This is a genomic window from Vibrio sp. 1CM7H, from assembly GCF_023161645.1.
In the GTDB taxonomy this organism is placed as follows: domain Bacteria; phylum Pseudomonadota; class Gammaproteobacteria; order Enterobacterales; family Vibrionaceae; genus Vibrio; species Vibrio diabolicus.
Genome location: NZ_JALNTV010000002.1, coordinates 329,448 through 350,793 on the forward strand (window position 1 = coordinate 329,448; position 21,346 = coordinate 350,793).

The 21,346-nt window shown below is 44.6% G+C and carries 15 protein-coding genes; 11 read left to right on the top strand and 4 right to left on the bottom strand.

The window, feature by feature from the left end; translation table 11 throughout:
• The first annotated feature begins 7 nt into the window (after positions 1–7).
• Both MSG33_RS09825 and MSG33_RS09830 read left to right on the top strand, forming a co-directional pair.
• Complete coding sequence (locus MSG33_RS09825) at positions 8–1,948, top strand: alkaline phosphatase D family protein (RefSeq protein ID WP_248380856.1); 1,941 nt, start codon at positions 8–10, stop codon at positions 1,946–1,948.
• Positions 1,949–2,137: 189 nt separating this feature from the next.
• Positions 2,138–2,578 (top strand): TerB family tellurite resistance protein, encoded by a 441-nt coding sequence (locus tag MSG33_RS09830; RefSeq protein WP_046875238.1) that lies wholly within the window; start codon positions 2,138–2,140, stop codon positions 2,576–2,578.
• A gap of 251 nt (positions 2,579–2,829) precedes the next feature.
• Here MSG33_RS09830 and MSG33_RS09835 read toward each other — a convergent pair whose 3' ends face one another.
• Both MSG33_RS09835 and MSG33_RS09840 read right to left on the bottom strand, forming a co-directional pair.
• Positions 2,830–3,360: a 3'-5' exonuclease gene (locus MSG33_RS09835; RefSeq protein WP_005394213.1), complete on the bottom strand. Its 531-nt coding sequence runs from the start codon at positions 3,358–3,360 to the stop codon at positions 2,830–2,832.
• Between the two features lie 83 nt (positions 3,361–3,443).
• A complete protein-coding gene (locus MSG33_RS09840; RefSeq protein ID WP_248380857.1) occupies positions 3,444–4,985 on the bottom strand; it encodes a sensor domain-containing diguanylate cyclase in 1,542 nt (513 codons plus the stop codon).
• A 289-nt stretch (positions 4,986–5,274) separates the two neighbouring features.
• Between MSG33_RS09840 and MSG33_RS09845 the strand changes: the two genes are divergently transcribed.
• From MSG33_RS09845 to MSG33_RS09855, 3 genes are all read left to right on the top strand, one after another.
• Complete coding sequence (locus tag MSG33_RS09845; protein WP_005394205.1) at positions 5,275–5,907, top strand: DUF2760 domain-containing protein; 633 nt, start codon at positions 5,275–5,277, stop codon at positions 5,905–5,907.
• Entirely contained in the window at positions 5,907–7,862 is a 1,956-nt protein-coding gene (locus MSG33_RS09850; protein WP_248380859.1) for an Hsp70 family protein, read from the top strand. The genes MSG33_RS09845 and MSG33_RS09850 overlap by 1 nt, the downstream gene beginning before the upstream one ends.
• 61 nt (positions 7,863–7,923) lie before the next feature.
• Positions 7,924–10,734: an Hsp70 family protein gene (locus tag MSG33_RS09855; RefSeq protein ID WP_248380860.1), complete on the top strand. Its 2,811-nt coding sequence runs from the start codon at positions 7,924–7,926 to the stop codon at positions 10,732–10,734.
• A gap of 98 nt (positions 10,735–10,832) precedes the next feature.
• Here MSG33_RS09855 and MSG33_RS09860 read toward each other — a convergent pair whose 3' ends face one another.
• On the bottom strand, positions 10,833–11,027 hold the full coding sequence (locus MSG33_RS09860; protein ID WP_005394200.1) for a hypothetical protein: 195 nt from the start codon (positions 11,025–11,027) through the stop codon (positions 10,833–10,835).
• Positions 11,028–11,113: 86 nt separating this feature from the next.
• On the opposite strand from MSG33_RS09860, the gene MSG33_RS09865 reads away from it, so the two are divergent.
• The 6 genes from MSG33_RS09865 (at position 11,114) to MSG33_RS09890 (ending at position 19,019) form a co-directional block, all read left to right on the top strand.
• The gene (locus tag MSG33_RS09865) at positions 11,114–11,800 is read left to right on the top strand and encodes a DNA-3-methyladenine glycosylase I (protein ID WP_012841859.1); all 687 of its coding nucleotides are present in this window, start codon (positions 11,114–11,116) and stop codon (positions 11,798–11,800) included.
• A 576-nt stretch (positions 11,801–12,376) separates the two neighbouring features.
• Positions 12,377–13,720: a sodium:glutamate symporter gene (locus MSG33_RS09870; protein WP_248381200.1), complete on the top strand. Its 1,344-nt coding sequence runs from the start codon at positions 12,377–12,379 to the stop codon at positions 13,718–13,720.
• 214 nt (positions 13,721–13,934) lie between these two features.
• On the top strand, positions 13,935–14,426 hold the full coding sequence (locus MSG33_RS09875; protein ID WP_104974136.1) for a type II secretion system protein: 492 nt from the start codon (positions 13,935–13,937) through the stop codon (positions 14,424–14,426).
• Between the two features lie 273 nt (positions 14,427–14,699).
• Positions 14,700–16,439, top strand: a complete 1,740-nt coding sequence (locus MSG33_RS09880) for an ABC transporter transmembrane domain-containing protein (protein WP_053807375.1) — start codon at positions 14,700–14,702, stop codon at positions 16,437–16,439.
• Positions 16,440–16,442: 3 nt separating this feature from the next.
• On the top strand, positions 16,443–18,218 hold the full coding sequence (locus MSG33_RS09885; RefSeq protein ID WP_248380862.1) for an ABC transporter transmembrane domain-containing protein: 1,776 nt from the start codon (positions 16,443–16,445) through the stop codon (positions 18,216–18,218).
• A 252-nt stretch (positions 18,219–18,470) separates the two neighbouring features.
• Entirely contained in the window at positions 18,471–19,019 is a 549-nt protein-coding gene (locus tag MSG33_RS09890; RefSeq protein ID WP_054867095.1) for a hypothetical protein, read from the top strand.
• 41 nt (positions 19,020–19,060) lie between these two features.
• Here the strand turns inward: MSG33_RS09890 and MSG33_RS09895 are convergent, their stop codons facing one another.
• Positions 19,061–21,283, bottom strand: a complete 2,223-nt coding sequence (locus tag MSG33_RS09895; RefSeq protein ID WP_248380863.1) for a TonB-dependent siderophore receptor — start codon at positions 21,281–21,283, stop codon at positions 19,061–19,063.
• Between the last annotated feature and the right edge of the window lie 63 nt (positions 21,284–21,346).

Genomic DNA, 21,346 nt, shown 5'->3' on the forward strand with positions numbered 1-21,346 from the left:
AGCCGTTTTGCCAGCATTGATGAACACGACTGAAACATCTTCACTTCCTCTTATCGTTGCAGGTCCGATTTTGCGCAAAGTGACCGCAACTGAAATCAATATTTGGCTAGTCACCACCCAACGCTTGGAGGGTATGGTGCAAATTACGGATGAAAACGCCTCCGTCATTCATCAAGCCCCCTTAAGTGAGCAAAAAGAACAGCTTCAAATCGGTCTCAATGCATGGTGCTGTTTGTTGCAATTAAAGGGCGAGTTTCCGACCCATCAAACGTTACGCTATCAAATACAAACGCAACACGGCTCAGTAACGGAAATGCTTCCTCATCTGACTTATGAACGAGATAACTGTCCAAATTTGGGCGTTGAGTTCCTAATCAGCGAAAAAGCAGATTATGTTCTGCATGGCTCGTGCCGGAATCCCCACCACTTCAGTAAAGATACATTGGTCGCTGCGGATCATAAAATCGCATCTCAAACCATCGAAGAAAGACCAGATATGCTCATCATGAGTGGTGACCAAATCTACGCAGACCATGTTGCAGGCCCTACTCTGGACGCCATCGAACAAGTCATTGCCCTACTCGGTTTACCGGGCGAAGAATTCGAGCAAGCGCCGATAAAAAATACCAATGCCCTCTACCAGCACTCAGCTTGTTATTATGGTCGGGACAAATTGTTGCCTCATTATGTGAATGATGGCAGTTTACTGAGTACGTTTTTCCCGCACAGAGGGACGCCAATATTCAGCGCCAAAGAGTGTGAAAACCATCTAATAAGCTTTGCCGAATGCTTTGCAATGTACTTATTGGTTTGGTCTCCGACCTTATGGAAGCTTATTCGGACAGATCGCTTATTAGAAAATGAGTTTACTGTCGGCGGAGCAACTCTCGAACCCAAATGGCAACAGCAATGGCGCGAAGAAAAAGCTCAAATAGATAAATTCGTCTCAGGTCTGGATAAGGTTCAACGCTTACTTGCTCACATTCCAACCTACATGATCTTTGATGACCACGATGTCACCGACGATTGGAACCTTACCATAGGCTGGGAACAAGCCGCGTACAGCAACGCCTTTGCGAAACGTATTATCGGGAACAGCCTGATTGCCTACTGGCTCTGCCAAGGGTGGGGAAACGCGCCAGAAAAATTCAATGATGAGTTTATGAGTATCGCTCAACGCTTTTTCAACGAGGGTTCCTCACAAACTCAAGATGCATTTATTCAATATTTGTATCGCTTTGAGAATTGGCATTACACCATTCCGACGACGCCAAAAGTTGTCGTGCTAGATACGCGAACCAGACGCTGGCGTTCTGAGTCTAAAATGAACAAGCCCTCTGGGTTAATGGACTGGGAAGCAATGATTGAGTTCCACCAAGAACTTGTTCATCAAGACAAAGTTATCATTGTTTCTGCCGCGCCAATGTTCGGAGTGAAGTTTATCGAAGCACTGCAGCGAGTAGTGACAATGCTTGGTAAACCGTTGATGGTCGACGCTGAAAACTGGATGGCGCACCCCGGGAGTGCGAATACGCTTATTAGTATTTTTACACATACTAAGACGCCGACCAATTTCGTTATTCTCTCTGGCGACGTGCACTACTCTTTTGCATACGACATTAAACTTCGCTACCGAAAAAATAGTCCGAATATCTATCAAATCACCTGTAGCGGGATTAAAAATCAGTTCCCAACCCAATTGCTCAATATTTGTGATGGTCTAGATAGACTGCTATATAGCCCTCGTTCGCCTTTAAACTGGTTCACAAAACGTAAGCGGCTAAAGATCTACAAACGCGCACCAAGTTCGCACAATTTTTATCGCTTAGTTAACCACAGTGCCATTGGTGAGCTACGTCTTGATGACGAAGGAAAGCCGAGCCAAATTAGCATTCTAACGAGCGATGGTGAAGAGGTACATTTTCCACCAACTCGTGCCGAAGGCTAAATCTCGCTCCCAAAATGACTTGCCCTTTCTTGACGCCAAGTCATTCTGACTGAACTTAAAAGTGCGAGGGATTTGGGTAGATGAGCAAAGCTCTTGACTGTCAACGGCGTGCTAATTTTGATACTACACCTTGAGATCTACCGTATTTATGACCATGTTAACCAAATAAACAATAGCTCGGTGTTCAATATGTTTAACTCTCTTACCTCATTATTTAAACAGCTCATTGAAGGCTCTGATTTAAGCCAAACCAACACACTCTCTCCGAATATGGCTATCGCGTGCTTGCTGTGTGAAGTATCTGGCGCAGACCATAACGTCGATGATAAAGAGCAAGAAACAAAGCGTTCATTATTGATGAAGCTTCTGTCATTAAATGAAGAAGAATCAAATGCTTTGTTAGATCAAGCGCAACAGAAAATAAAAGACTCCGCGTCTCTGTACGATTTTACTTCTCAACTGAGAGAACTGACTCAAGAAACGCGCTACAACTTAATCAAAAGCATGTGGGAAGTGGCTTATGCCGATGGCGAAATTGATCCACTAGAAGATGCAGTGATCCGCAAAACAGCAGAACTACTCTACGTTGATCACAGTGAGTTCATTCGAGCAAAGTTGCAATCTCAGTAAGGCAACAAGGTAAACATGTAAGTCGCGCAAGCTATTTCAAGTCTACCGTGAAATGATGTCGAAGATGAGTTTTATAGCCATAAAAAAACGCGCATTACGCGCGTTTTTTCGATAAGCCAACGACATTGTTATTAAAATACTGGTCAAGATATGAATGTGTTTAACGAGCTCTACACTAAACAGATTCCATGACAAAACAACAATGGTTGAATGACGATTTGATTACAAGTTTGTCTATCTATATCGGACCATTAAAGCATAGTCAGAGCAAGCTTCGCTAAATTGTACGCATCCACATAACCAGAATGTTGGCGCCCTTCCCAATCAATGCCTTTTGCTTCTTGAGCTGCTCGGTGACCAATACGCTTATCCTTAAGACGATTTTGAATGCGATAAAGCGTCGCTAAGTTGATGAACTCCGTAAATGGCGCTTCAATACCTTTTTGCTTACACTCTTCAAGCAGGATGAGGTCATCTCGGCCCCATGATGCATAAATCTTGTTACGACCACCGAAGTTCTTAACCATGGATTTAAGCACTTCTTCTAATGGGCGCCCTTGTTTTTCAATTTTACGCGGCGTAATACCTGTTAGCTCGGCACAAAACAGCGAAACTTCATCATGTTCAGGTTTTACGTAGTATTGAGCTCGCTTGACTATCTCGCCTCTAGACAAATCTATTTCAGCCAACCCAACTTCGATAATTTCACCCGTGCTGCCGACGCCATTTTCGTTCCAGCAACACATTTCTAAATCGAAGCATACAATACGGTTATGGTTCATAGTTTGTCTTGATTCCTAACATAAAATTTTAAAGCGTGGGATTCTACCGTAACACGGTGTAAAACTCGAATTTGCACGCCCATTTAATCGCCAATCGACACATTATTACGACCGTTTTTTTTACTCAAATAAAGTTGATTATCCATTTTGTGATACAAGCTTTCAGGATCTTCATCTTTATGGACAGCCGCGCCGATACTTAACGTGCAAATGATTGAAGTATCGCCATAGTCAAAAGCCGTACTTGCCACGATGCTCCGCAACTTTTCCAGATAAGCTTCCAGTGCTTCTTTATCAATGACTTTAGAAATAATACAGAACTCATCACCACCAGCACGATAAAATCGGTCTCCAGGTTTTAGATTCGCACTGACTAGCTTAGTCACATGCTGCAATGCTTCATCTCCCCCTAAATGACCATGCTTGTCATTTATAACTTTGAAGTGGTCGATATCAAAACCAACCAATGCGAAGCTAACACCTTTGTTTATCTGGCTAAGCAAATGATCGTTAAACGCTCGGCGATTAAGTAACTGAGTTAGAGGGTCACGCTCAGCCATCCTTTTTAATTCGACGGTTTTAAGCTCTAACATGACCGCCAAGCGCTCTTTTTCTCGTGACTGCAAATTCACAATCCAACTAATCAAAAAGGCGATTACCAACCCGGCTAATGTCGTGCCCGCTAAAATAGAACGCTCCCAAGCAGAGACGGCATCAGAAAGTTTAAAATCAATCCGCCACTCACGATTAGGCAGTTGAATGGTACGGCTTATAACCGTTCCTCGAATGTTGTCCCAGTTTGAACTTTGGAAGAGAACGGGGTCATCTGCTGCGTCAAAGCCTAAATCTTCTACGCGCACCGACATATCTAGCTCAGTCGCGGTTTTCGTGATCAAATCCTCAAAGTAAACCGTACTTCGAATCACCCCTGTCACTACACCTAATAAATGTTTGTTCTCGAAGTCAAACACTGGATGGAACACTAGCAGCCCAGTTTTAGGAATGGACTTGTCATACCCATCTTGCAGTAAGCGAACTTTATCCGAGACATTTGCTCGCCCATTTGTGGATATATCATCCAAGATGAGATCGAAGCGTTTACGTGAAAAATAGAAACCTAATAGAGAAAGGTTTTCTGGTGTTCTTGGATAAATATCCGATGCGATAAAAATTGGCTCTTTGTGTTCAAAAATGTACCCGTAGGTTTTGGGGCCATCTTTAGGAACGGTAAACGGTTGGAAATTAGGAAATGTTTGACGGGTCTTTAAAATATGCTCATCAAGGTCTTCGAATTCGACCTTTTGCATCCATTGAAGTCCGATTAGACTTCGCGAGCTATTGATTACTTGTTCCGCATACATTGGGAACGAAGACCAATAGGTACGTTCAATCGAATGAAAAAAGTTTGCACCTGCACCAATAAACTTTAAATCATTTTCGACGTTCGCTTTCAGTGATTCTGCTTGTCGGTCAGCTAATGTATCAAACGTCGTCTGCGTATACCGTTGCTGCATCGTATAAGCAGCACCGACCACACCAGCAGTGACACACAACGTCGCTGCAAAAGCTAGAATAGAGTCTGAATGTCGTTTGATAACGCTCTTGTGAGCGGTGCTTTGTGTCATATCTTAATTTTGATACTTCCGTAAGTTAAACTTCGGGATCTATTGAAATACTGCGTTAGCAACGCACAAACATCAAGCAACAACCTATGCTGGGCAGTCCGATCGTCGATTTTTCACGCTGTTCGTACGGTATAGTCACGAATTATTACAGCCTTAAGCCTTGAATATGCTACCATCCGTCATCATTTTAATGTCTAAACTTGGTGCAAGATCGCAAAGACGATCGTTTTAGTGAACACATATGAGCCAATACTGAGCACCAATAATCAATAGAAAGAGAAAAAACGTCATGAACATTGATTTGAACCTAATTCCTCAAACGTTCGATATGCTTCACGCTGGCCTAACCGCATCGAGCGTTTTGCTTCTTTTAGTCGCGGTCTCTCGCAAATCAAAAGTGGTTGAGAAAGTCGTAGAAAAACCGGTCGAGAAAATCGTCGAAGTTGAGAAGCCAGTTGAGAAGATCGTCGAAGTAGAAAAAGTCGTTGAAGTTGAGAAAGTCGTTGAAAAAGTGGTTGAAGTTGAATCGAAACTTGCAACAGCATCAACAGACTCTGCAATGCAGCTGCTTTCTATCATGCAGCAAGAAGCTCGTCTGATCGACTTCCTACAAGAAGACCTAACGTCATTCTCTGATGAAGAAGTAGGCGCAGCAGCTCGCGTAATTCATACTGGTGGCCAGAAAGTATTGAACGATTACGTAACACTTGCGCACGTTCGCAACGAAGACGAAGAAACTCGTATTACGGTTGAAGAAGGCTTCAACCCACAAGAAATCCGCCTTACTGGCAACGTGACAGGCAGCGCGCCATTCCAAGGCACGTTAGTGCACAAAGGCTGGAAGGCAACATCGATGAACCTTCCTAAGCTGGCAGAAAACTACGATGCATCTGTGATTGCTCCAGCCGAGGTTGAGCTGTAATGGAACACATGAACCAAGAAAACCATTCTCAAGAAGTGTCTGTTGAAACACAACAGACGCCTAAATTCAGTGTCGGTATCGACTTAGGTACAACACACTGTGTCATGTCTTTTGTTGATACACATGACGAAGATGCTCGCGTTGAAGTTATGCCTATCCCGCAGCTGACTGCGCCGGGTACGGTAGAGACTCGTAGCCAATTAGGCTCTTTCCTATACCAACCACACGAACACGAAATGAACCCGCAATCACGTGTTCTTCCGTGGTCGAGCGAGCCAAAAGCTCTAGTTGGTGCAATTGCACGTAACCTAGGTTCAAAAACACCAATTCGTCTTGTTGCAAGTGCAAAATCTTGGCTTTGCCACGGTGGTGTAAACCGTCGTGACGCATTCCTACCAGCGGGTAGCCCAGAAGAAGTGGAAAAAGTATCCCCTCTTCGCGCAACCGAGCTATACCTTGAGCACTTAAAAGATGCTTGGAATCACGCGAACCCAAATCACAAACTTGCCGATCAAGACGTTACCATTACGGTTCCGGCTTCTTTCGATCCTGCTGCTCGTGATCTAACTGCAGAAGCAGCACGCAACGTTGGTTTTGTGCACCTAACGCTTCTAGAAGAGCCACAAGCTGCACTTTACAACTGGATTGATAACAGCAACGACAAATGGCGCGACGAAGTTGAAGTTGGCGACATCGTGCTTGTGGTCGATATCGGTGGTGGTACAACTGACCTTTCTTTGGTTGAAGTAACTGAAGACGACGGCAACCTAACTTTGAACCGCATCGCGGTAGGTGAACACATCCTACTTGGCGGTGACAACATGGACCTTGCACTTGCGTACCGCTTGAAGATGAAGCTAGCGCAAGAAGGCAAAGAGCTACAGCCATGGCAAGTTCAGGCGATGACGCACGCATGTCGTGACGCGAAAGAAGCGCTATTGAACGACAGCGAACTTCAGTCAGTACCAATCGTGGTACCAAGCCGCGGTTCTAAACTGCTTGGCGCAACGTTGAAGACAGAACTGACTCAAGAAGAAGTACAACAAACATTGGTTGACGGCTTCTTCCCTCAAGTTGCGATTACGGACCACCCTGTTCAACGTAACCGTGGCGCACTAACACAAATGGGTCTGCCTTACGCACAAGATGCGGGTATTACTCGTCACATTGCAGCGTTCTTGTCTAAGCAAGCACAAGCGCAAAGCGGTGGTGAATCAGCGCAAGCTCAAGATTTCAACCCATTTGCAAACATGCCAGGTATGCCAGGCGCGGATGCAGCGCAATCGGCTGACTTCATCAAACCAACGGCAATCCTATTCAACGGTGGTGTGCTGAAATCAAAACTTCTAGCCACTCGTCTAGAAGACACGATCAACGAATGGCTAATTGAAGCAGACGCAGAAATGGCGAAACGCCTAACAGGTGTGGATCTAGACCTTGCAGTTGCTAGCGGTGCGGCTTACTACGGCTCTGTGCGTCGTGGTCAAGGCGTTCGTATCCGCGGCGGTATTGCTTCGGCGTACTACGTGGGTATCGAAAGTGCGATGCCTGCGATTCCGGGCATGGCGCCTCCAATGGAAGCACTGTGTGTAGCACCATTTGGTATGGAAGAAGGCTCAAGCGTTGACGTACCAAGCCAAGAGTTTGGTTTGATCATCGGCCAGCCAGTTAACTTCCAATTCTTCGGCTCAACCGTTCGTCGTGACGACCTAGCAGGTACTCACCTTGACTACTGGGCACCAGAAGAGCTTGAAGAGCTACCAGAAATCCAAGTAACGCTGCCTGTATCTGAAGGTCGTCGTGAAGGTGAAGTGGTTCCAGTTACCCTAGCTTCTCGCGTAACAGAGCTTGGTACGCTTTACTTAGAAGCCATTGCCGCTGATAACGGGCAAAAATGGCATGTTGAGTTCGATGTGCGCGAAGACGCGAAAAGTGACTCAAACGAAGAACAATAATTAGAAGTCAAACGGCATCCAATCGGGTGCCGTTTTTAAATACACGAAGGTTTGGTTTTGTATGGCATCTCCTCGTTTCCTTGTTGGTATTGACCTCGGCACCACAAACACTGTGGTGGCCTACTGTGAAATCACCGACAACCTTGAACAATCCGAAGTATCCCTATTTGACATCGACCAACTGATTGGTCCGGGCGAAGTCGTTCGTAAACCACTTCTGCCCTCTTTCCGCTATCATCCAGCTGTAGGTCAAATCTCCTCTTCTGACCTCACTCTTCCTTGGGACAACGAACCTGTTGCTGGCGACATTAACAATGTCATCGTTGGTGAATGGGCTCGCGAATTAGGCGCGAAGGTGGAAGGACGTCAGGTATCCAGTGCAAAAAGCTGGCTATCGCACCAAGCGGTAGATCGTAGCTCAGACATTCTCCCTTGGGCTGGCGCGCAAGACGTAGATAAAGTCTCGCCCGTCATTGCCAGCGCAAGCTACCTTAACCACATTCGTCAAGCATGGAACTACCGACATCCTAGTAACAAGCTAGAAGACCAAGATGTGGTTGTGACCGTTCCAGCATCGTTCGATGAAACCGCTCGTAAGCTCACGCTTGAAGCCGCAGAGTTGGCAGGTTTAAAGAAAATCGTCCTGCTCGAAGAGCCACAAGCCGTATGTTACGACTGGTACGCACGCCATCAGAAAACCGCAGCTGATGAGCTCAAAGAGTTACCGCTGATTCTGGTGTGCGATGTGGGTGGTGGTACCACCGACTTAAGCTTGATTGAAGCCAGTTTCTCTTCTCAAGATGAGCTAGCCCTTGATCGTATTGGCGTTGGCGAACACTTGATGCTGGGTGGTGATAACCTCGACTTAGCATTAGCACACCTTGCAGAAAGCCGCTTCAATAAAAGTAAGAAGCTCACTGCAGCAAGCCTAACAAAGCTAATTCAGCAAACACGTAAAGCGAAAGAGAACCTGCTTTCAGCGAGCGCACCTGACGAAGTGAAGATCACCATGTTAGGTAGCGGCTCTAAGCTACTTGGGGGCACAAAGAGTATTGCTCTAAGCAAACAAGAAGTGCACCAAATCGCATTAGATGGCTTCTTCCCGCTTTCAGATTTCAGTGAAGTACCAGACAAACGCCGCAGCGCGGTTGTCGAGTTTGGCCTTCCATACGTTGCTGACCCAGCGGTGAGCAAGCACGTTGCCGAGTTCTTAACTCAGCACCAGCAAGTCGCTCGTGCCGCTCTTGGCATTGAAGACGATAAACAAAACGCGATTCCAGTTGGCGTGTTGTTGAACGGAGGCGTGTTTAACAGTGATCTGGTGACTGAACGTGTCACCGCCCTACTTTCTGACTGGCGCGGCGCACCAGTTACGGTATTAGATAACCCACATCCAGATTGGTCTGTTGCACTGGGTGCTGTTGCGTTTGGTAAAGCACGTCGTGGTGCGCAGCTTAAAATTGGTGGCGGTGCAGCGCGTTCTTACTTCTTGCATCTTCAAGAAAAGAACAAAATGGGCAAAGCGCTCTGTTTGCTTGCAAAAGGAACAGAAGAAGGCCATGAGATCCGTTTAAGCGGTCGTCGTTTCTCGCTCACTCTTGGAGAGCCAGTCCGCTTTAACCTGCTGACTTCTACCCACGATACCTTAACCAATAACACCGCCATTCAAAATGGCGTGATGGTTGATGTTGACCCAGACTTGTTTGCTCCGCTGCCGCCTTATATCACCACCCTTGAAGGTGAAGGTGCCGAACTGCAAGCTAACCAGAAAGAACGTGTCGAAGTGCAATTGGCTTGTCAACTAACAGAAGTTGGCACTCTTAAGATGGAGTGTGTCAGCGCCGAGGACGACAACAAACGTTGGGAACTCGAATTTGAAGTCCGTAACAAGCAAACCGATGACAGCGAGCAAGTTAAGCTTCACCCTAAACTGGACGAATGTAAGGAGCTAATCGCTCGCCTATACAGCGGTAACAAAAAAAGCGCAGAAGGCAAAGAGATCAAAACCTTAGCCAAAGATCTTGAGAAGAAGCTCGGTAAACGTGACGAGTGGGATTTCACTACCCTACGTCAACTGTTTGATACCTTTGCACAAGGTCGTAAACGTCGCCGTCGCTCTGAACAACACGAGAAAAACTGGCTTCGTTTGGCGGGCTTTGCACTGCGTCCGGGCTTTGGCGATCCAACAGACTCTTGGCGCATTGAGCAAGTTTGGGGCCTCTACCAACAAAACATTCAGTTTAAAAACCATCAAGGTTGGACTGACTGGTGGGTATTCTGGCGTCGTATTGCCGGTGGTTTAAGCCAAGAGCAGCAAGAGACCATCTTGGCGGACATCGCGAAATACCTACACCCTGGCGCGATGAAAAACCCACAGTCAGCTAAAGCGGCACAAGACATGGGTTATGAATCCATGGTTCGATTGGCGGCGTCGCTTGAACACCTAGAAGTCGAAGACAAAGTTCTATTGGCAACGTGGTTCTTGAGCAAAGCCATCAACCAAAACCAGTTTGAACAAGCGCACTGGTGGGCATTGGGACGCTTGGCATCGCGAACGCCACTTTATGGCAGCCAGCACAACGTCATTCCTCGTGAACAAGCGGAACAGTGGCTACCTAAATTACTGGAACAAAACTGGCAGAAAGAGCCAATGATCGCGTTCGCAGCCGTAATGATTTGTCGTAAGACGGGTGACCGCCTGTTTGATATTTCTGACGATTACCGAGAGCAAGTTCTAACGAAGCTGAAACAAAGTAAAGTGCCCGAATCTTGGGTATCACTAGTTAAAGAAGTGAAAGAGCTTTCAGAAAGCGAATCAAAACGCGTCTTCGGTGATGCTCTACCAAGCGGTTTAACGCTGGTTCATCATTAAACCCACTCTATACAAGAAGACGAGTTAGACGTACAAAGCCCTTCCGACGAAGGGCTTTTTTGTATCGCATTCTTTTGGTTTTGGTCGTGTACAACGCGCTAATTCATTTCTGTCGTAATTACTACATCGCGCGTTTCGTTATCCATATCGCTAATACCGACCACCGATACTTCTCTGTCCGATAGAGTCTCAATTAAGCTGTCTTCTAATCCGCCATCAGCCAGCCAAGTATAAAATTTATCCGCGATACGCTCCGAACCTTCCCCGACAAACGTTAATGTGACCTTCTTCATTTGTGACACTCCATCAATTTACGATTCAGCCACTTAAGCGTAGTATGTTTCGCAAATATCGACATAAACTAGGACTAACTTCTTTTATGAGTATCGAAAAATTTGACGCGATTTATCAACGTGCTGCTGAGCGAAAAGGCGGAGAAGATCAGCTTGAAGCGCTATTGTCTCACCCATTAAGTAAAGAGGAATTAGCAGCGATTCCCGATGACCGTTGGCTCGCCGCTTTTTCGATGAAAGTATTCCAAAGTGGAATTTCTTGGAGTGTGGTTCGCAACAAGTGGCCGAACTTCGAAGAGGTATTTTTCGGCTTTAAAATCGAGCCGCTATTGATGCTGTCTGATGAGCAATGGGAAACCAAAGCAACCGACAAACGCATCATTCGCCACCTCACCAAAGTCATGTCGATTCCGGCCAACGCTCGCATGATCCATGAAGCAAGAATCGAATATGGCTCGTTCAGTAACATGATTGCTGAATGGCCTCGGGAAAAGATCACGGATCTATGGGGCTACTTGAAGAAGCATGGTAGTCGTTTGGGGGGAAATACAGGCCCTTACACTTTACGCCAAATGGGCGTGGACACTTTTATTCTGTCTAACGATGTCGAAGCTTATTTACGCAACTGCAAGATCATTGAAGGCGGCAAAGACACGAAAAAGTCCTTGGACTCTGCTAATAAAGCCTTTATTCAGTGGCAGCAAGAAAGTGGAAGAAGCTTGACCGAAATCAGTCAAATTATCGCGTTTAGTACTGGTGACAACCGAATTTAAACAAGCACTTTGTAGCTCTGGGGGCGAAATTCCGGCCCCCCCTATAACGCATGATATTTGCACGAATCACTCTACTTTAGCTCTTGCTGATATTACTACTTTCTCGATTCCTCCAAAAAATCCCTCCTTAAAGTGGCAAAATCCCCCTTCAAATCACAAAAAGTTATCATATCGACAAATTATTTTTCTTGTTCAATATTTTTATTTATCAAATATTTAATTACAAGTGCCCAGTTTTTAGGCACTAAATATTGATGACGCTCAATTGCATTGCGCTGACAAACTGACTAGGATACACGCCCTTCCTGAGTGAACTATCAGAAACTTGATCGAGGAATTTATTCAAATTTCTCAACACTTCGTGAGCACTCACAACAATTGCACTCACTTTATAGATTTAAGGATCAACAGATCCGTTAATACAAATTCGACAGCGCAATAGAGTGCTGACTAGAACAACCATGACGCGATGTCACATGAGTGACTATTTTCGTGGTTTTGTGCTGGAAGTTATTTATTACATCAAGGCTGGTTAAAAGGATGAGCCCCTTGAACGCATTTACTGGAGGACAAGAAATGCCAAAAGGTCTAATGCTGACTGACTTAGCCATCGCTGGCTTACTATTAATTGCAGCAAAAGTAATTCGTGTACATATGCCTTTACTACAACGCATGTACATTCCATCTGCTGTATTGGCTGGGTTATTTGGTCTTATTTTTGGCCCAGCTCTGCTTAACGTATTACCTTGGACAGATACCTTTACCGCAAACGCAAGCCTCTTAACTGCTGCACTTTTTTCTGCGTTGGGTTTAGCAACAGATGTCCCGTCACCAAAAGTGGTTGCTCAACGAGCAGGCTCATTGTGGGCGTTTAACCAAATTGCATCCGTGTCGCAATGGCTGTTTGCAGCAATGTTTGGTTTAGTACTTACCACCTTCTGTTGGCCTGAGATTAATCCTGGGTTTGGCGTAACCATGTCCGCTGGATTCATGGGCGGACATGGTTCAGCATCTGTAGTCGGTGAAATCTTCACGGGACTTGGTTGGGAAGATGGCTTCACGCTCGGTTTAACGTTCGCCACAGTTGGGATCTTTATTTCAATCTCTGTGGGCATGTTAATGCTTCAGTTTGCGTTGAAAATGGGCTGGATTCGTAGCTTTACGACATTCGACAGCATGGACGAACACGAACGCAAAGGCTTAGTGAAACCTGACGATCAAGAACCTGTGATGAAAGATACGATGTCATCATTGTCAGTCGATTCTTTCGCGATTCACGCGGCGCTGGTTGTAGTGGTAACGGCTTTCTCTTATGTAGCAGCCAACTACTTATCTTCTTTCCACGATAAGGTACAAATTCCGACTTTCGTTACTGGCTTTCTGGGCGGTATGTTAGTTCGAATCATCGCTAAGCAAACCAAGGCATCTCATTACCTATGTGACGGCGCATTCAAACACGCAGCGGGTATTAGTACGGATTACCTGATCATCTTTGGTATTTCAGCGATTAAGATCACGGTTCTAGCGCAGTATTTAATGCCAATGGTAGTGCTCGCAATTGGTGGTATCGCGTTCACGCTATGGCTTATCTTTTGGGTTGCACCTCGCATCATGGGAGATGACTGGTTTGAGAAAGGCATTTTCTCTTGGGGATGGTTAACAGGTACAGTCGCTATGGGTATCGCGTTATTACGCATTGTCGACCCCAAAATGCGCAGTAAAGTGTTAGACGACTATGCTATCGCTTATGTTCCAGGCTCAATTACGGACATTTTCATCATCTCGCTTATGCCAATCGCAATGTATAACGGCATGCACTGGCAAGCGTTAGGTGTAGGTCTAGCCTATATTGCCGTTGTCTTATTTATTTGGCGATTTGTATTTAAGCGCAGCGGTCAAGCCGTCGCAAACGAGTCTTAATTGCTCATTTCGGGAGGTATTTTATCCTCCCGAATTTAACTCTCTTCTCTTATTCGATAGCCGCCTCCCAACAGCATGCAAAAAATAAGCAACTTGTTTTATACTTAAGATCTGCAAGCTTGGTCACCCCTTCCCATCCTTTTTTAATACTTGACCTACGCATTTTTATATCAAAATAGCCGCCAAACTATTCATGACTCATGGAGAAAAGGCAGTGCATCGCTCTCAAGGATTTACCCTCATTGAACTCATTGTGTGCATCATTATCCTTGGTGTCGTTAGTGTTATTGCCCTTCCTAAATTTCTTGGTCTGCAAAAAGATGCCCGAGTGGCAGTACTATATGGCGCGAGGGAAGCGCTCATGACTGCAAACAACTTTGTGTACACTAAAGCCGTTATTCAATCTCAAGAGACGATAGATGGCGGCAAACAATATAACATTGATCTAGATAATGACGGCAATAACGACCTAATTGGTTACTTTGGATTTATTAAGAATGTCATTCCCGCAAAAGAGCTGGCAGGTTTCGACCCTCAACTCACTATCAATACTTGGTACGGGGTAGACAGCCCGGACGAACCCTATTTCCTTATCGGCTTTGCAAACAAACCTGTTGGTCCAGACCATATGTGTTATGTCGAAGTTTACTACCCAGAAACTCCAGGTGGCCAAGTCAGCTACAAAATACAAACTGACGACTGCTAGTTCCCCTAGTGAGTGAAAGTAACAGTTGCACTTTTGGTGCTTTCATCGCTTTTAGCAGAATACTGGCCCCAAAACCCATTATTAACAACTATTTCACATAATGTTGTTTCATAGTTAGCTTGCAGCGAGAAAACAAGTAATTCGCGACCGCACACGCCCGTAATCGAAACAATCTATCGTTTTTCCGACCGCCAATAATTTGTGCTTGTAAACTCATCATTTCGCTCAATAATAGTTCTATAACAAATTCAATAATTTAAAGCGGGAGGCGTGATGAGAATATTCTGGCAGTTACGTTGGTATTTCCAACAAAAGTGGAAGCATTATGTCGGATCGATTTTGCTTTTCGCTGTGATATCAACTCTACAACTTGTTCCTCCTAAAGCGGTCGGAATCATCGTTGATGGGGTCGTAGATAACACGTTAGATACAAATACGCTGATTCTGTGGCTCTTGGGACTCACTGCACTGATCTTTGCCATTTATGGATGCCGTATCTTATGGCGAATTTGGCTTTTCGGCGCAAGCTGGGAACTCGGAACCATTCTACGTAATCGTCTCTATAGGCACTTATCGACACAACCACCCCGATTTTTCGAACGTTATAAGACCGGTGATCTGATGGCGCGTGGTACTAATGATGTACGTAACATCGTAATGACAGCCGGCGAAGGGGTTTTAACGGCAGCCGATTCCTTGATCACGGGTATTGCAGTTTTAATCATCATGGTAACGCAAGTTAGCTGGAAGCTCACCGTTATGGCACTTCTTCCAATGCCGTTTCTTGCAATCATCATCTTTTTTATTGTCCGTATACTGCATCAACGTTTCCGCATTGCTCAGGAAGCCTTTTCTACCATGTCAGACATGACGCAAGAGTCACTTAACGGCGTGCGAATGTTGCGAGCTTTTGGGTTAGAGAATCAAGAACAACAGCGCTTTGAAGATGTAGTCGATGATACCGGTCAGAAAAATATCGCCGTCGCTAGAGTCGACGCGAGATTTGATCCAGCTATCCAACTCACCATCGGCCTCTCTTTCCTTCTCAGTGTCGCTGCTGGTGCTTACCTTGTCGATAAGGGAGAGATCACGCTTGGTGATCTAACAGCCTTTACGATGTATTTAGGGTTGATGATATGGCCTATGCTGGCCTTCGCTTTCTTATTTAATATTTTAGAGCGAGGCTCCGCAGCATGGAATCGCCTACAAGAGATCTTTGATGAAACACCAGAGATTGTCAGTGGAAATAAACCATTAGAAGATAAACCACTGCCATTAAAAATTGATATCGATGCTTTCCACTGGTCCAGTGATTTACCACCAGCTCTAGCCGAAATAAAAATCGAGCTCAAGCCCGGTAAAATGTTGGGAGTAGCTGGCCCTGTCGGAAGCGGAAAATCAACCCTGCTAACGCTGCTTTTGCGTCAGCACGACCTAACAAACGGTTCAATTACATTCGGGGATGTTGAGATTAAAGATGCCCTACTTCCTCAGTGGCGCAACCGCTTTGCCGTGGTTAATCAAAGCCCGTTTCTATTCTCCAAATCTATCTTCGATAATATTGCCTTAGGTAACCCTAATGCAGAGAAAGAAGAAGTCTATAGAGCTGCAAAGTTAGCCTGTATACATGACGATATTGAGAAGTTTCCTGAAGGCTACCAAACAGAAGTCGGTGAAAAAGGCATTACACTCTCCGGCGGGCAAAAACAACGTATTGCGATAGCACGCGCTATGCTGTTGAATGCCCAAGTGTTGGTTTTGGACGATGCACTTTCCGCTGTTGATGGCCGGACCGAACATCAAATCCTTAAGAATTTGGAAACACACTACCGTGATCAAGCCCTAATCGTTATTGCACACCGCCTCACCGCATTGGAAGCAGCAGACGAGATTATTGTCTTGAATCACGGCCACATTACTGAACGTGGGCAACATAGCGCTTTATTAGCGCATCAGGGATGGTACGCCGAAATGTTCGAGTACCAAAAACTAGAACAGGCGATGGAGGAATAATGAATGAACCAGACCAGTACGTTTAAACGGTTGATGTCTTACCCATTATCTCAACCAAAGCCAATGATTAAAGGACTTGCTTTGCTGTTTATCGCAGCGTTAGCCAGCGCTGGCGGCCCTTGGTTGATTCAATATTTCATTGATGAGCACATCGCTAAAGGTGACTATTCACAGAATGTTCTGATTTCGCTAGCAGTAGGTTATATCGCTCTTCAGATTGTATCGGCAACATTCCAGTATTTTCAGTCATTGCAATTTAGCATTGTCGCGGCAAACACGATCAAAACGATTCGTAAGCAAGTATTTTCTGGTGTGATTAAGCAGCCGTTATCTGCGTTTGATTACACTCCTGCGGGGAAATTGGTATCGCGAATCACCAACGATACGGAATCTCTACAGCAATTTTATGAGCTCTTGATCGCGACCGTGGTGAAAAACGTGGTCATGATTGTGGTGATGCTTGGCGTTATGTTTTTCATGAGCTGGAAACTCACGCTTGTTGTGCTTGTATTGCTACCGATCGTCATCGGCTTTATGTACTTATTTAAGCAGCTAAGTACAGAAAGCTACCGAAAGATGCGTGACCTATTGACTGATATAAATGCGAATCTGAGTGAATCCATTCAAGGGATGAGTGTCATTCAATTAATGCAACAAGAAGAGCGTTTTAATAAACAGTTCAACGAGCTAACCGCAGAGCACTTGGTGGCATCTAAACGAGTGATTCGGCTAAACGGCTATCTGCTAAGACCATTAATGGATTTGCTCGCAGGTCTTGCGTTGCTTTGCTTGGTTGCGATCTTTGGCTTTAACGGTATTGAGTTGATTGGTGTGGGGGTACTGTATGCGTTTATCAGTTATCTTGCGCGCGTTACTGAGCCATTAATTGAAATGACTCAGCAGCTTGCTCTACTTCAGCAAGCGTTAGTATCAAGCGAACGTGTGTTTGAATTGATTGATGCGAAAGAACAAACTTATGGGGACGACCATCAGCCATTAAGGTCAGGTGCTATCGAACTTAAAGACCTCACATTTAGTTACGATGGTAAACAGGACGTCCTAAAAGACATTTCGTTGAAGGCCAACCACCAAAACTTTATTGCGCTTGTCGGGCATACAGGAAGCGGTAAAAGCACATTAGCGTCACTGTTAATGGGCTTTTATCCAACGCAATATGGTGAACTGCTCATAGATGGTCGTCCACTTAAAACATTAGGGAAAGACGTACTTCGCAAAGATGTGGCAATGGTTCAACAAGATCCACATATTCTCCCTGCTTCAGTCAGAGAAAACATCTCTCTTAGTCGAGCGGTTGACGATACTCAAATATGGGATGCGTTAGACAAGGTAGGTTTGGCAGAGCAAATTCACCGTTATCCCAATGGGCTAGACACGCAGTTAGGTCAAGGTGAAACCAATCTATCTGCTGGACAAAAACAGCTCTTAGCGTTAGCGCGTGTGCTTGTGGTAAAACCTAAAATATTGATACTAGATGAAGCAACGGCCAATATTGACTCAGGAACAGAAGCTTTAATACAAAAGAGCTTGGCAGTACTCAGACAAGACATGACACTAGTCGTTATCGCTCATCGACTTTCAACTATTTTGGATGCGGACCAAATAATTGTTCTTCATCATGGGGAGTTAGTAGAGAAAGGCACACACAAAGCACTGTTGAAACAAAATGGTCGTTATGCCCAAATGTATCAGTTACAGCAAGCAAACCGACATTTACAGCAGATTGAAGAAGAAACCAAGCAACTCGAAGAAGCGGTGTGATTTTTATACCCATGCCTTCTTTTTATTTGGTAGGCATGGGCATAATCGGCCCAACTTCAAAAGTTAGCCTGATTAGCTTCCAATTTCTTCATAATGTGAACTAATTTTCTATTTCTTACCTATTATTGACATAACCCCTCGCTATATCACGCAAGGTCGTTGTAAAATCGTACGGTACTTCAGTCTGGTGCCCTTTGCACTAGACTGTTTTTCACTTTCTAATAATGCATATTAATCTCATGACACAAGTCCATGGACAAAGATAAGTTTACTAACATCTATCGCTTGCCTGGTTCGATTCAAATTCGTATCGGTAAATGGCAAAAAACGTTCCGCGGCACCTCTGATTTAGTTTTACATCAGGCGCTAATGGAGCGTAATAAGCAATTTAAGAAGCCAGACTTTTTACCTAAAGGCTGGTGCGTCACTCCTGTTGACGAAAAAGATATTACTGTCACGCACCACGGTAAATATATCCAAACCGTCATGCGCACAATGTTGGACAGAAAGGTCTCGTACAAGCGATTATTCCTATCTCGAATGAGTGCGGAAGAAGGTGAAAAAGTGCTCCACAATTACAAACTGGAGTGGGTAAGAAAACATAACCAGATCGCCAAAAAGTACAATCAAATTAAGAAGAAACAGTACATGAACTTTGCAAGAGAAGAAGAGGAAACCCTCTACCCTTCGATTCCAAAGGGTGAGTTTGACAAAACGTTATGGAACAAGCTCGTAGTATCATCGTTTGGTCCGCAGAAAAAGTACAAAAACCCACATTTTGTCCGCAAAGCCGATTTCTAAATAAACACCCCTACACTAGGGGTGTTTATTTATCCGTTAAATCACCAATCGTAAGTTAAACTGGCAATAATATTTTGTCGATCGCCATACCAACAAAAACCATCACATGTCGCTATGTACTCTTTATCAGTGATATTTTTGGCTGCGACTTGTAGCTTGTAATCTCCAATGCGATAGCTGACCGTCGCATCCATTAAAAAGTAACTTGGTACTTTTAGTCTCTCTTCATTATCTCCGTATGACTCACCTGTATAGCGCGCACCTAAGCCAACAGCAACGCCATCAAGAGGTCCATCAAAGAAACGATAATGTGCCCAAGCTGATGATACGGTATTCGCGACTTGAGAAGGTGTTTTGCCAACCCATGTCTTATTGACGTCTTCTTTTATCTCTGCATCAACATAGGCTATGTTTCCGATTAATGTTAAGGATGGTGTCACATTAGCTACAACTTCAAACTCAATGCCGTTATTTTCTATTTTTCCTATTTGCGTCAATTCACTCAAGTAGATACGAGCCAAATTTTCTTTTGTTGCCCGATACGTTGCGATATTGAAATAGCCATCGAATGAATCCGGTTGGTACTTCATACCGATTTCAAATTGATCACCGCTTTCCGGCTTCGCTGGCTTACCATTGCTATCTTCTTGAATAATTGGATCAAAGTACTGAGAGTAACTAAAGTATGGTGTGAAGCCAGAATCAGAAATATAAGCCGTTCCCACGCTAAACGTCCACTCTCCATTATCGACTTTCGTGCGAGCACCCGTGGTAACATTATGTACTTCGTTACTTGTATCGTCGTAACGCGCACCCAATAACATTGCCCATTTATCGTTAATCAGCATATGATCTTGAAAGTAGACACCAAGCTGTCGGTTCTCGATTTTCGTTCTTTGCTTATCGGTTTCGCTCAATGGCTGTAGCGTATTCGGATCGAGTAACGTTATATTATCCGAATAAGTGGGATTAAATACATTAAACCTAGGGTCAGGCAAAGCTCCCATTGGTGTGTTTAAGAGCGCATTACCATCAGCAACGATAGGATCATTAGCAAAGTCCTTACCATCGATACTGATCATTTGAAAATCTAGGCCCAACATCAAATTATGCTCAACGCTTCCCCAATTTACTTGGTGCATCAAACGATTATCAATATTAAAAGCATCGGATGATCCATCTTCTGTTGAAGCGCCCCGAAGTATGGTCTTGCGTTCATTTGATGGATCTAAAACCGGCCCCAACCCAGGCACATCAGCCGAGTAAACGTACGAATACATTTGTCTCAACTTAACATCCATTTCACTGTAACGAGCTGCTTGAACAAATGAAGTGGTATCATTAAACGCATGAGAAAACTCATAGCCTAAAGACACCTGCTCACGCTCAAACGTCTCCCAGTTGAGATTGCCTATCGCTAAACTATCACTGATCTTTCCATTTTTGTTTGGCGTTAACGTTCCTTCAACTGGCAAAAATTGCAGATAAGGATCTGAGTCGTCTTTTTGATAGCTCGTTAGAAAGGTAATTTCAGACGTCTCAGTAAATTTGTAAGTCATTGATGGAGAGAGAAGAATGCGCTCTGCTTCTACCCCACTAATTCTCGTCCCATTTTTTCTCGCTAACCCTTGAAAGCGAAAAGCTAACTGCTCACTCACCTCAGAGTTTACGTCAAGAGAAAGTTGTTTACGGTCTTCAGAACCGTACTCCAAAGATACAAGCCCTGAGCCCCCATCAAATTGAGGTCGCTTACTGACGACATTGATAACCCCACCAGGAGGGTTTTGCCCATAAAGAACAGACGCTGCACCACGTAACACTTCAACCCTTTCTAACGCAAACGGATCTATTTGCCAACTATAGAAACCAGAAGAATATAAACGGGTACCATCTTGATACAACCCGCTGTTCGCCTGTTTAAAACCACGAATAATAAACCAATCTTGCTTGTTATCTTCGCCGAAATAATTAGTTTGAATACTTGGTGTGTACTGTAGCGCGTCAGAAATGCTAATAGAGGCACGATCATCCATTTGTTCTCGCGTAACAACAGATACCGCTCTTGGGGTTTCATTGATGGCAATATCAGTTTTCGTCGCTGCCCGACTCTTCGCTCCAAGATAACTAAAATCAGGACCAACAGCACTGTCTTGCTGCTGTCCAATCACAACTATATTTTCATCTTCCTGAGCCAAGACATTTGGCGTTGATAACGCTAATACAACCGCCATTGACGTTGGTGTCAGCATAAACTGCCGAGTCATATTATTCTCCTTTTTTGTCGGCAGCCAAACCAACCCTTCATGACTTCAGCGATCGCTGAAAGA